Genomic DNA, 12,101 nt, shown 5'->3' with positions numbered 1-12,101 from the left:
CCATGTACCATAAAGTGCTACTCCCCGTGGATTTGAACGAAGAAGCCTCATGGAAGAAAGCGCTGCCTACGGCAGTAACGCTGTGCCAAACCTTTGGTGCGTCGCTGCATGTGGTATCGGTTCTTCCAGAATTCACTATGCCTATGGTGGGCGCTTATTTTCCGAAAAACTTCTCGGAAAAAGCGCACTTGGCAATGAAAGAGGCGCAGCACACCTTCATTCAAGAGCATGTGCCGGAAGGGATCAAAACCCAAAGCGTAATCGTCGATGGTTCACCGTGGGAAGCCATCATCAAGGTCGGCAAGAAGATCGATGCTGATCTGATCGTGATGGCGTCGCACACCAAGCGCAAATTCGTCGATTATGTGCTCGGTCCCAACGCGGAACATGTCGTTCATCATGCCAAGGTATCAGTGATGATCGTGCGCTGAACGCCGTCACCCCAACGAAGCTCCAGGCCAGTGGCCTGGAGTTTTTTTTGTCATCAATATCGTGAATTGCTAACGCATCGATTTAATCGTCGTTGAGAGCGCTAAAGGAGGATTTTTTGTACCGAGTGGCGGTAAAGCTCTTCGGTCGGCATTGGCTCAGCTACATTAAAAGAACATTAAGCCATTAACGTTGGATTAATGGTGTCAACACACATGGTAGCTATTTACCTTGGTGCTTGGGTCAGAGACAGCCATTTGGGGTAAATCACAGGAGTTACGCCATGAATGCAGTAACAACAAAAACACACGGCCAATCAGCCGACGCGCCCAACGTTAAAATCATCATCAACAAAGTCGGGATGGACAGACCAAAGGCTTGGCTTGCCGCCGGTATGGAAGACTTCCGCCGTGCGACTGCCGTCAGTCTTTCGTATGGCATGTTTTGGGTTGGTTTGAGTATTGCCATCACGTTAGGGGCCTACACACTGGGTTATTGGCACTGGCTGCTGCCCATGATTGCGGGCTTCATGTTCATTGGGCCGCTCGTGGCGGTGGGTTCTTACGGCATCAGCTTGGCGCTCGAGCGTGGGCGGGTGCCTAACTTGGGCGATGCCTTCGGCAGTTGGCGGCCGCATGCTGGGCAGTTGGCCATGATGGGCGTGATGATGATGATTTTCTTTCTAGCCTGGATACGTCTGGCTACGCTGCTGTTTGCACTTTTCTTCGGTTTTGAAGTACCTAGTCCGGCAACGCTTTATACGGCCTTGGTCACCACACCGGAAGGGCTCAGCATGCTGGCGGTCGGCACAGTGGCAGGTGGCATTCTTGCCTTTGGCGCTTTCGCCATTAGCGTGGTCGCTATTCCAACTCTGATGGATCAAGATCTGACGTTCATGGAAGGCATCGAGGCCAGCGTGCGCTGCGTGGCGCGTAACTTCCGGACCATGCTGCTATGGGCTGCTATTTTAACCGGCTGCGTCGTCGTTGGGGTGATGACCTTCTACATCGGTCTGGCCCTCATACTGCCCGTGCTTGGTCACGCTAGCTGGCATGCCTACGAAGAACTCGTTCGGTTCGAGCCGGTCGAGAAGCTGAGTACTTAACGACATCTCCGCTACATTTCTCATCGCTAAGTAAAAAAGTCGACATTCGACTGACCAATGAAACGAGATGGCGTACCCTAACGCCATCTCTTTTTTATTGCCTGGAGCGGCCGCTGCTGCGTCGTTCAGGCACTGCGATACGAGGAGTCGATGGTGAAAGCGTTGTTATTGGGGTGGACTATGCTGGCGTTCAGCATTCCCCATACGGGGCTAGCGGACGCGGCTGAGGCAGACGTGGATAAATTGGCCGCTCCTGATGGGCCCGTCATCCTCAAAATAGATGGTGAAGTAACGGCAGCCAACGTCGAGGAAGAGGCCCATTTTGACCGTGAGATGTTGGGCGCGCTGCCGCAGCACGCTTTTACGACCGGTACACCGTGGACCGAGGGAGCGAGCCACTACCGCGGCCCGCTGATGCGCACGCTGCTCGAGCATGTAGGGGCCGAAGGCAACACCATTAACGTAGCGGCCTTGAACGGTTATGAGGCCGAAATTCCTATTGAGGATTTTTACGACTACGACGTTATTTTGGCACTAGAGCGGGACGGGCAGGCCATTCCTATCCGCGAATATGGCCCACTATGGGTGCTATATCCATTCGACCATGATGAGGCGCTGTTGAGCGAGCGTATGCGTTTCAGGGCCGTATGGCAGGTCATGCACATCAATGTCCGTTAGTGAGTCCGCTCGGGCACCCCGCCTGCTACGCTACCCGCGCCGCCTCAAGCTGGTAGCGATCATCACCGTACTGCTGTTTGCGGCTGCGTTGGTGGTGGCTGGCCTTTCGGCATGGCGGCAGGATAATTTGACGCAGAGTTTGCGAGAGGACACCGCCTGGGTGGTCTATAAACTCGACCGCGATGCCGTGCAATTGCTCAATCATTTGTTGGCCGACACGCGGGGCCCCCTATCGCCTGCCGCCCAGGATGCCCTCAATCTTCGCTTCGAATTGCTCTATAGCCGGATCACCCTGCTGCGAGAGGGAGAGGTTAGTTCGCTATTGCAAAGTATCAGTGCAGCGAGCGAGCTGTTGGATCAGATTCAGCAGCAGCTCGACACCCTCGATCCCATGTTCGAACCCCACGAGGAGATGGATCGGCTGCCCGTCACGGCCTTGGAGAGCGAGCTTCAATCGCTTACCCGTTTGACCGAGCGCTTGGTGATTGCGATCAACGGTTATCTAGCGGAATCCGCCACCGAAGAGAGGGCGCTGCTAAGTACGCTCTATAAGCTGCTCATTTCGCTGCTGATTGGAATCAGCTTTGCCGTGTTGACGGTCATCGTCTTTTTGGTACGTGAAATGCGCGAAAGCGCAGCGGCGCGTCGAGAACAAGAGCAGCTCAGTAAACAGCTCCAGGTCACAGCGAAGCAGGCCCAAGCGGCCAATCATGCAAAGTCAGACTTTCTCGCCATGGTCAGTCACGAAATTCGTACGCCGCTCAATGGTGTGATTGGCATGAGCGAGCTGCTGCGCGAGCCCGCCAGCCCCGCCCAGGTCGAAGACTATGCTCGCACTATTCACGATAGTGCCAATCAGTTACTGGCAATGATCAATGAGATCCTCGATTTTTCTAAAATCGAGGCCGGCCATTTGACCCTGGAGACGTCGCCTACGGCGCTGACGCCGCTAGTCGAAGGTGTCATGGCGCTATTCGAGCCAAGAGCGCAAGCAAAAGGGCTGCAACTATCGCTTCATGTGGACCCACTCGTGCCAGCATGGGTCATGATCGATGCGGGGCGTCTGCGACAGATACTGCTCAATCTCATTGCTAATGCGATCAAATTCACTGACTACGGCAGCGTCTCGGTACGCGTCTCCTCGACCGTCGAGCATTTGCTCTTTGATATCAGCGATACCGGTTGTGGTCTGAACAGTGAACAGCAAGAGACGCTCTTCGAACCCTTTCAGCAGGCGGATGAGAGCGTCGCACGCCGCTACGGCGGCACCGGCTTGGGATTGGCAATCTGTAAACGGCTGAGCGAAGCCATGCAGGGACGTCTGGGTGTCGACAGCACGCCGGGTCAAGGCAGTACGTTTTGGTGCGAACTGCCGTTAGTCGAGGCTTCTCCTGTCAGCTCCCCCCTGCCCGTTGAGCCAGCGCGAGATTTTGACGGCACCTCGTTGCTGCTGGTCGAGGACAATGCGGTCAATCGCAAAGTCGCGGTGGGACTTTTGTCGCGACTTGGTTGCGAGGTGGTGTGCGCAGAAAACGGCCGCGAAGCCCTTGCCATGGTACGACGCCAGCAGGTACATCTTATTTTCATGGACATACAGCTTCCTGATATCGACGGCGTGACGGTGACTCAGCGATTGCGTGAAATGGGCGGCTGGTGCAGCGAGGTGCCCATCGTGGCCATGACCGCAGGGGGGGCAGAGGATGATCGTCGCCGCTGCCTCGCTGCGGGTATGAATGACTACATCACCAAGCCGCTCTCGCTGTTGGCGCTTGGCAACGTGTTGGCGCTGCAGCTATCAACGACACCAACACCGATGATGCCGATCCCTTCTGCGTTGCGTGAGGAAGGAGGTGACGCGGCCCTACTCAATGAAACGACGTTGGCCACCCTCGTCGGCTCGCTGGGGGCTGATAGTGTCGATCAACTGGCAGTGCTCTATCATCAGCAGGCGAGTGACTACATTGCGCAGCTTTCTGGCTACTTTGCTGCCGGGAGCACGTCGAGTCGTGACCACTGGCGTCAGGTCGAGCGGCTAGCGCATCAACTGCGGGGCGAGTCAGTGAGCATGGGCGCAGAGCAGTTGGCTGCGCAAGCCAAGCGGTTGGAGAGCATGGCTGCGCTTGACGAGGCATCGCTCGAGCCGCTAACAGCGTGTTTTGACACGCTGCGTCACTGCGCTGCACGAACTTATGCCGCGCTGGAGAAATGGCGTCGTGACCACCCGCTTCACTAATCATGGTTTGAGCGCGGCCGCGAGCCGTGAGCCCAACCCTCAGGATGCTGCCCATGCGCTGGCTCTCGCGCTGTGTCACGAGCACGCCGGTTTCGTGCTGTTCTTTTGTAGCGCTGAATATCCGCTGTCGCAGCTAGCGGACGCGCTTTGTCAGGCGTTTGGCGAGCTTCCAGTCAGTGGCTGCACGACGGCGGGTGAGCTGACGCCCGATGGCTACGATCGCGGCTCTATTGTCGCCATCTGTTTCGATAGGCGCTTGTTTGCCGTCGAAACCGCGCTGATCGATGACCTCGAACACTTTGATTTGCCCACCGCTCAACCGCTGGTCGATGGGCTACTGGAGCGCTGTCGTCGGCAAGCCGTGGCGCCGGTCAATGAGCATAGCTTTGCTCTGACATTGCTGGATGGGCTTTCCAGCCGTGAAGAGCAGGTGCTGGCAACGCTGGATGCCGCGCTTGGGCGCATTCCAAGTTTTGGCGGCTCCGCCGGGGACGACAACCACCTCACCCACACCCATGTGTATGCTGAGGGTCGCTTCCATACTCGGGCGGCCGTGGTGGTCATGATCAATACGCGGCTGCCGTTCGACGTCTTCTCTACCCATCACCTAGAGCCGCTGGCGCATAAGCTCGTAGTCACCGCTGTCGACCGAGAGCGCCGCCGGGTGCTGGAACTCAATGGCCTGTCGGCTGCCGAGTTGTATGCTTCCCTCGTAGGATGCCCGGTGGAAGCACTGACGCCTGCGGTCTTTGCCCAGCATCCGCTGGCGGTGCATTTAGGTGGGCAGCACTATATTCGCTCGATTCAGCGGGTCAACGACGACGGTAGTCTCAGCTTCTATTGCGCGGTGGAAAACGGCATTGTGCTGACCGCCATGCAACCCACGCCGCTATTGGAAGATTTGGCTCGTATGCTGCAGGACGTGGAAGAGCGCCTCGGCGAACCCGCAGCGATCATCGGCTGTGACTGCTTTTTGCGGCGAATGGCTCTGGAGTCGATGGAACAACTCGATCGAGCCTCCGCACTACTGCGCCAGGCAAGAGTGATCGGTTTCAATACTTACGGCGAGCAGCACCACGGGATGCATGTGAATCAAACCTTTACGGGGGTGGCCTTTGGCACTCTTCCAGCTCTCTGATGCGCCGTCGTCGAACGACGTGGCGGCCCTGCGTGAAGAGAATCAGCGCCTGCGCAAAGTGTGTGCAGCGCTCATGGAGCGCGTGGAGTCCGGCGGTACTTCTAACGGGGCGCCCTATGCGGCCTTCGAGCGCTCGGTGCTGTTGGCCGAGCAGGTGCGCGAGCGCACCGACGCGCTGCACCGCACGTTGGATGAACTAAGCCAGGTCAACGGCCGGCTGCTGGCCGCCAATGCCGACGCCCAGGCGGCCAACGCATCGAAAACCAAATTTCTGGCAGCCGTCAGTCATGACCTGCTTCAGCCGCTCAACGCGGCTCGACTGTTTGCCAGTGCCCTGGAAGCCCATGCGCTTCCGGCAGCGTCCCAAGCACTGGTCGGCCATATTGGCCGGTCGCTGAAAGATGTCGAAGGGCTGTTGGGAACGCTGGTGGACATCTCCCGCCTGGACGCCGGTGTGCTCCACGCTGATAAAGCACCCTTTGCCGTTAGCACGCTGTTGGATGCGCTGGCCGAGGAGTATCGCCAAGTCGCCGGGGTGCGCGGGCTAACTCTCCACTACGTACCTTCTCAGGCATGGGTGGAGTCGGACTTGGCGCTATTGGCGCGGGTGGTTCGCAATTTTCTCAGCAACGCGGTTCGCTACACCGAGCATGGCCATTTGCTATTAGGCTGCCGCCGTCGCCGTGAGGGGTTGGAGATCATGGTGGGTGATACGGGGCCAGGAATTCCAGAACCGCAGCGTCAAGCGATATTTCTGGAGTTTCGCCGCGCCAGTCATCCTCAGGCGAACCAGATTCGCGGGCTGGGATTGGGGTTGGCCATCGTGGACCGCATTAGCACGATGCTGGGCCATCCTGTTCGGTTGGCCTCTCAGTTGGGACACGGCTCTCTGTTCTCGATTTTGGTGCCCTATGCCGATATCGGCAAGGACCAAGCTGCCCAGCCGCGAACGTCCATCGAGTGGGATGTCGATCCCTTGCAGGGGTGCGTCGTGTGGGTGGTGGACGATGATCCGGCCATTACCGAAGGTATGCAGGCGCTCTTGGGCGGTTGGGGATGCCGGGTACGAGCGGCTGCGACGGTGAGCGCGTTGGAAGCGGCCAGCGACGGTGAACGTCCGGCCGTGCTGTTGGTGGATTACCACCTCGGCGAGCATCGTGAGAACGGTATCGATCTCGCCGCCAGGCTGCGCCGCCGCTATCCCGGATTAGCGGCCGTGGTCATTACGGCCAATCACGAAGCCGCCGTAAAGCGGGCCACCCGCGAAGCGGGCATCCACTGCCTGTTGAAACCGCTCAAGCCGCTGCGCCTCAAAATGCTGCTGGGCACGCTGTTAGAGAACGGCTAGCGCGCCGGGCGTTTGGCTAAATAGCCGCTCAAATCTTCCTCACCCGCCATGACAATGGCGTGCACTCGGCTGCTCGCGCCGAGCTTACGCAAAATCGCCGATACATGGGTTTTGACCGTGGTTTCGGCAATGTTCAGTTCCCGGGCGATCTGTTTGTTGGACATGCCCTGACTCATACAGCTCAACACGTCTAACTGCTTCTCCGTGAGCCGCGTCAGCCTGCTTGTCGGAGTAGTCGAAGGGGAAGCGACCGAGGCCGCGCGTGACGGAGGGGGAGGTCGGCGCATGATATCAGCGGGTAAGTAGAGCTGTCCCTGAAGAATTTGCTGCAGAGCAGCCAGCAGCTGCGCGCGCGGGGTCGATTTAGGGATGTAGCCCACGGCACCGAGCGTAATGGCATCGAGCACGAGCTGGCGCTCTTGATGCGCCGAGACGATGGCCACCGGCAGCCAGGGGAAGGTCTCGCGTAGGGTTTTCAACCCCTCCAGCCCATCGGCATCCGGCAGGCTCAAATCCAGCAGCAGCAGATCCAACCCTTCTTGTGTATCGATACGTGCCATGGCCGCGGCGAGGCTATCGGCCTCGAACAGCTGCGTATCGGTGAAGCCGCTGACGATCACTGCCTGCAGCGCATCGCGAAACAGCGGATGGTCATCTGCCACTAACAGCGAGTACATGGCGTCTCCTACCAAGGAATGAGGGTGCGTCCTGCCATCGGGCTATATCGTGATCGGCGCAAGTGGCCAACACTGGGTAGGCACCTTTTAACAATCATAATACCCAGGAGCAGTACCATGATCTACGCCAACCCAGGTGAAGCGGGCTCGGTTGTATCGTTCGAAAAGCGCTACGGCAACTACATCGGCGGCGAATTCGTTCCCCCCGTGAACGGTCAGTATTTCGACAACGTTAGCCCAGTCAATGGCAAAGTGTTCTGTGAAATTCCCCGCTCCAGCGCGGAAGACATCGAAAAAGCGTTGGATGCTGCCCACAAAGCCGCCCCGGCCTGGGGCAAAACGTCGGTGCAAGAGCGCAGCAATATCCTGCTCAAAATCGCCGACCGCCTCGAGCAAAATCTCGAAATGCTGGCCGTGGCCGAAACGTGGGACAACGGCAAAGCTGTGCGTGAAACCCTCAATGCGGACATCCCACTGGCGGTCGACCACTTCCGCTACTTCGCTGGCTGCCTGCGCTCCCAAGAGGGGACCGCGGCCGATATCGACGCCAATACCGTGGCGTACCATTTCCACGAGCCGCTGGGCGTGGTGGGGCAAATCATCCCCTGGAACTTCCCGATTCTCATGGCGGCCTGGAAGCTAGGCCCGGCGCTAGCGGCAGGTAACTGTGTCGTTCTCAAGCCCGCCGAGCAGACGCCTGCTTCCATTTTGAAAGTGGTCGAGTTGATTGGCGACCTGCTGCCGCCTGGCGTACTCAATATCGTCAACGGCTTCGGCGCAGAAGCCGGTCAGGCGCTGGCCACCAGTAAGCGCATTGCCAAGATTGCCTTCACCGGCTCGACGCCCGTGGGCTCACACATTCTGAAATGCGCAGCAGAGAACATCATTCCCTCTACCGTCGAGCTGGGCGGTAAGTCCCCCAATATCTACTTCGCCGATATCATGAACGCCGAGCCGACCTTCATCGACAAAGCGGTCGAAGGGCTGGTACTGGCGTTCTTCAACCAGGGCGAAGTGTGTACCTGCCCATCGCGTGCGCTGATTCAAGAGAGCATGTACGACGAGTTCATGGCAAAGGTCATCGAGCGTACCAAGACCATCAAGCGTGGGAACCCGCTGGATACCGATGTGCAGGTAGGTGCGCAGGCTTCCCAAGAGCAGTTCGACAAGATCATGTCGTACATGGATATCGCCCGTGACGAGGGCGCCGAATTCCTCACTGGGGGCAATAAAGAGACGTTGGATGACAGCATCAATAGCGGTTACTACATTCAGCCGACGCTGTTGAAAGGCAATAATCAGATGCGCGTGTTCCAAGAGGAGATTTTTGGTCCGGTGGTGGCGGTGACCACCTTCAAGGACGAAGAAGAAGCGCTGGCGATTGCCAACGATACCGAGTTTGGCTTGGGGGCTGGCGTGTGGAGCCGCGATATCAACGTCGCCTTCCGCATGGGGCGTGGCATTCAAGCGGGCCGCGTATGGACTAACTGCTACCATCAGTATCCCGCCCACGCAGCCTTTGGGGGCTACAAGAAATCCGGCGTTGGCCGCGAAACCCACAAGGTAGCGCTCGAGCACTACCAACAAACCAAGAACCTGCTGGTCAGTTACGACATCAATCCGCTGGGCTTCTTCTAAGCCGCGCGAGTACGTAAAGCACAAAACCCCGGTCGATATGACCGGGGTTTCTTATTGAGCGAATGCCATTACATCTGAGCATCCTCCGGCGGTTCGCCGATGGTGCCTGGCATAGCCTGCACATGGCCCATTTGCTGGCCCGCCAGGGTGAGGAAGTGTAGGTGACGTTCGTACTCTGCCACCAGGTCTCCAATCACTTGACCCCGGGTGTAGCCGTTGAGGTCTTTTTCCAGACCACCCTCGGCAAGGTACACATCCAAACGCACGTAGAAGTCATCGTCTGCGGGGATGAAGCTCGGTGTGCGCATGCGGTGCGGGCAAACTTGATAGACGAAGCTTGTCGCGTCGCCAAGGTCGACCTGCAGCGTCAGCGTGGGCAGTGATTCCCCCTCGACCTGTTCTTCGGTGACGTTGGCCGTCTGGCCCCGGCTCTCGAGCTCCTGGGCAAACTGTGTCATCGCCGGACGAATCGAGTGCTCGATGGTGGCGGCGGCACCTGCACGGTTGGAAGTGTCCAGCGCGCGGTCCAGGCGCTCGCGCCAGTCGCCGCCGGGCGCGCTGCCCGCAATCATGCGGCGGGCGTCGGCTTTGCTGCCTTCCAGCTTCAGCGCTTTGTAAGTCCCCACCATGATGGCGAAGATCACCACCGAGAACGGCAGTGCGGTGATCACCACGGCGCTTTGCAGCGCGTTCAGCCCGCCAGCCATCAACAGCGCGACGGTGATCAGGCCAATCACGGCCGACCAGAAAATACGCAGTTTCACCGGTGCGTCGTGGTTCACGTCGCTCAAGATCGAGGTGAAGTTGGCCAGCACCAGCGCACCCGAATCCGCCGAGGTAATGAAGAATACGATCCCCAGAACGGTCACGACCGCAGCGGTGATGCCCACGTAGGGGTAGTACTCCAACAGCGTATAGAGCGTGGTCTGTGGCGAATTCAAGGCCTGCTCGCCCAGTTCGGCAACGCCTTGGTTGGCCACCAGTTCGATACCGCTGTTACCGAAAATGGACATCCATACCATCATGAACGAGAGCGGAATGAACAGGGCGCCAGCCACGAATTGGCGAATGGTACGGCCGCGGGAGATGCGCGCCAGAAACAGCCCGACGAAAGGCGTCCAGGCGATCCACCAGCCCCAGAAGAAGATGGTCCACCACATTTTCCACTCTTGGGCACCTTCATCGGCAAAGGCGTAAGTATCGAAGCTGGCAGCAACGAAGCCTGAGAGGTAGTCGCCAGCGTTGTTGACCACTTTATCCAGCAGCACCAGGGTGTCACCGGAGAAAAGAACGAACAGCATCAGCGCCAGAGCCAGCAGCATGTTGAACTCGGAGAGGCGGCGGATGCCTTTCTCGACACCCGTCACCACCGAGATCGTGGCAAGCACGACCACCAGGACGATCAAGATGACCTGAACCGTCAAGGTTTCCGGCACGTCGAACATATAATTCAAGCCGTAGTTGAGCTGGATCACCCCAATACCCAAGCTGGTGGCGATCCCGAATACGGTCGAGATCACGGCGGTGATATCCACGGCGTTGCCAATTGGGCCGTGAATGCGCTTGCCCAGCAGCGGATAGAGCGCACTACGAATCGCCAGCGGCAAACGGTGGCGGTAGCTGAAGTAGGCCAGTGCCATACCCATCAGCACGTACAGCCCCCAACCGGAGAGCCCCCAGTGCAGATAGGTTTGAACGACGGCGTTACGCATGGCCTCTTGGCTTTCAGGAGTTAAATCGGGCGGCGCCAAATAGTGGGCGACCGGCTCGGCAACGCTGAAAAACAAGAGGTCAATGCCGATACCTGCGGCAAACAGCATGGCCGACCAGGAGAGTAACGAGAACTCGGGCCGTGAGTGGTCGGGTCCTAGGCGAATGCTGCCGTAACGGGACATGCCAATGAGGATGACGAACACCAGGTACGCCACGATGGCCAACATGTAGTACCAGCCAAAGGTTTCGCTCACCCAGGCGAGACCTGCATCGAAGAAGGCGCCTGCTTGCTCGGTGAACAGCATCGTCATGATCAAGAACACGAGAATACCCGCGACACTGCCGTGGAAAACCACGGGGTTCAAGCGGTCTCGGGAGGGGAGGACGGGGTTGTCTTTCGCCATGGAGGCGGACTCCTGTTGTTAAGACAAAGAAGAAAATACGTTATTTTTGAATGAACGTTCAAATAAAATACGCGGTTTAGACGCTCGCTTCAAGTCGTTGGCCGAGGGTGAGAGATGGGGTGGTCGCGTATGAGAGGAGTATAGAAACAAACGCGCCCAGCTAGGCTGGGCGCGAAGAGCGCATTAGACGCTAAATAAACGCTTGCTCGATAGAGGTTTACTCAGCGTTCATCTCGTGGGCAGCATCGTCGTGGTGGCCGCGCTTGCCATGACCACCATGGCCGCGCTCCTGGCGATATTCTGCGAGCATCTCGTGCATGGCATTACTGAGAGCCTGCTGCTCTTCTTCGGAGAGAATCTCGGCGACTCGGGCTTGATGCTCTTCACGCAGCGCCAGAACGGCTTCACGGTGCTCGGCGTGGGCCTCATCGAGCGCTGCTTGCTGCTCCTCGCTGAGTTCCGCGCGCTGGTAGACCTCCTGACGGCGCTCTTCCATGCGCTCTTTCATGGCTTCTCGATCCATGCCTTGTCCGTCGTGATGATCCGCTTGTGCAGTGAAGGCGAGTGGCATTAGGGCAACGGCCAGAAACGCGGGAGCAAACAGTTGGCGAAGTGACATCTTCATGGCATACCTCATCGGTGAATACGTGGTAATTTGACGATGTCAGTATTCAATGGCTTGGTGTAAAACGGTTGCACAAAGTGTGCAACAACCGTGATCTTGCTCAGACAATTCGA

Annotated in this window: 10 protein-coding genes; 7 read left to right on the top strand and 3 right to left on the bottom strand. The window is 58.1% G+C overall.

The features are described 5' to 3' along the window. The first annotated feature begins 2 nt into the window (after window positions 1–2). The 6 genes from GYM47_RS13800 (at window position 3) to GYM47_RS13775 (ending at window position 6,931) form a co-directional block, all read left to right on the top strand. Window positions 3–431, top strand: coding sequence for a universal stress protein (locus GYM47_RS13800; protein ID WP_139526435.1), 429 nt, complete (start codon window positions 3–5; stop codon window positions 429–431). A 281-nt stretch (window positions 432–712) separates the two neighbouring features. Further along, window positions 713–1,534 carry a DUF2189 domain-containing protein gene (locus tag GYM47_RS13795; RefSeq protein WP_139526436.1) on the top strand — a complete coding sequence of 274 codons (822 nt, stop codon included), beginning with the start codon at window positions 713–715 and terminating at the stop codon, window positions 1,532–1,534. Between the two features lie 150 nt (window positions 1,535–1,684). After that, entirely contained in the window at window positions 1,685–2,212 is a 528-nt protein-coding gene (locus tag GYM47_RS13790; RefSeq protein WP_231125552.1) for a putative pterin-binding protein, read from the top strand. Further along, window positions 2,202–4,445 (top strand): ATP-binding protein, encoded by a 2,244-nt coding sequence (locus tag GYM47_RS13785; protein WP_153842542.1) that lies wholly within the window; start codon window positions 2,202–2,204, stop codon window positions 4,443–4,445. The genes GYM47_RS13790 and GYM47_RS13785 overlap by 11 nt, the downstream gene beginning before the upstream one ends. Next, window positions 4,426–5,583 (top strand): nitric oxide-sensing protein NosP, encoded by a 1,158-nt coding sequence (gene nosP, locus GYM47_RS13780; RefSeq protein ID WP_231125553.1) that lies wholly within the window; start codon window positions 4,426–4,428, stop codon window positions 5,581–5,583. Before GYM47_RS13785 ends, nosP begins: the two co-directional genes overlap by 20 nt. Next, a complete protein-coding gene (locus GYM47_RS13775) occupies window positions 5,561–6,931 on the top strand; it encodes an ATP-binding response regulator (protein ID WP_153842544.1) in 1,371 nt (456 codons plus the stop codon). The genes nosP and GYM47_RS13775 overlap by 23 nt, the downstream gene beginning before the upstream one ends. Here GYM47_RS13775 and GYM47_RS13770 read toward each other — a convergent pair. Next, window positions 6,928–7,608 (bottom strand): response regulator, encoded by a 681-nt coding sequence (locus GYM47_RS13770; RefSeq protein WP_153842545.1) that lies wholly within the window; start codon window positions 7,606–7,608, stop codon window positions 6,928–6,930. The genes GYM47_RS13775 and GYM47_RS13770 overlap by 4 nt on opposite strands. Before the next feature lie 117 nt (window positions 7,609–7,725). On the opposite strand from GYM47_RS13770, the gene exaC reads away from it, so the two are divergent. After that, window positions 7,726–9,246 (top strand): acetaldehyde dehydrogenase ExaC, encoded by a 1,521-nt coding sequence (exaC, locus tag GYM47_RS13765; protein ID WP_139526441.1) that lies wholly within the window; start codon window positions 7,726–7,728, stop codon window positions 9,244–9,246. 68 nt (window positions 9,247–9,314) lie between these two features. Here the strand turns inward: exaC and betT are convergent, their stop codons facing one another. Together betT and GYM47_RS13755 are read right to left on the bottom strand one after the other, a co-directional pair. Then, entirely contained in the window at window positions 9,315–11,363 is a 2,049-nt protein-coding gene (gene betT, locus GYM47_RS13760; RefSeq protein WP_153842546.1) for a choline BCCT transporter BetT, read from the bottom strand. 217 nt (window positions 11,364–11,580) lie between these two features. After that, window positions 11,581–11,988, bottom strand: a complete 408-nt coding sequence (locus GYM47_RS13755; protein ID WP_139526443.1) for a hypothetical protein — start codon at window positions 11,986–11,988, stop codon at window positions 11,581–11,583. Window positions 11,989–12,101: the final 113 nt, after the last annotated feature.

Origin of the sequence: Vreelandella piezotolerans, from assembly GCF_012427705.1 — a bacterium.
Lineage (GTDB): Bacteria > Pseudomonadota > Gammaproteobacteria > Pseudomonadales > Halomonadaceae > Vreelandella > Vreelandella piezotolerans.
The sequence above is the reverse complement of the archived record's forward strand: the minus strand, read 5'-3'. Positions and strand labels throughout refer to the sequence as shown.

Coding starts and splice junctions, on each gene's coding strand:
- GYM47_RS13800 (WP_139526435.1), top strand. CDS start 3: ATGTACCATAAAGTGCTACTCCCCGTGGATTTGAACGAAGAAGCCTCA.
- exaC (WP_139526441.1), top strand. CDS start 7,726: ATGATCTACGCCAACCCAGGTGAAGCGGGCTCGGTTGTATCGTTCGAA.
- betT (WP_153842546.1), bottom strand. CDS start 11,363: ATGGCGAAAGACAACCCCGTCCTCCCCTCCCGAGACCGCTTGAACCCC.
- GYM47_RS13770 (WP_153842545.1), bottom strand. CDS start 7,608: ATGTACTCGCTGTTAGTGGCAGATGACCATCCGCTGTTTCGCGATGCG.
- GYM47_RS13795 (WP_139526436.1), top strand. CDS start 713: ATGAATGCAGTAACAACAAAAACACACGGCCAATCAGCCGACGCGCCC.
- GYM47_RS13785 (WP_153842542.1), top strand. CDS start 2,202: ATGTCCGTTAGTGAGTCCGCTCGGGCACCCCGCCTGCTACGCTACCCG.
- GYM47_RS13790 (WP_231125552.1), top strand. CDS start 1,685: ATGGTGAAAGCGTTGTTATTGGGGTGGACTATGCTGGCGTTCAGCATT.
- GYM47_RS13755 (WP_139526443.1), bottom strand. CDS start 11,988: ATGAAGATGTCACTTCGCCAACTGTTTGCTCCCGCGTTTCTGGCCGTT.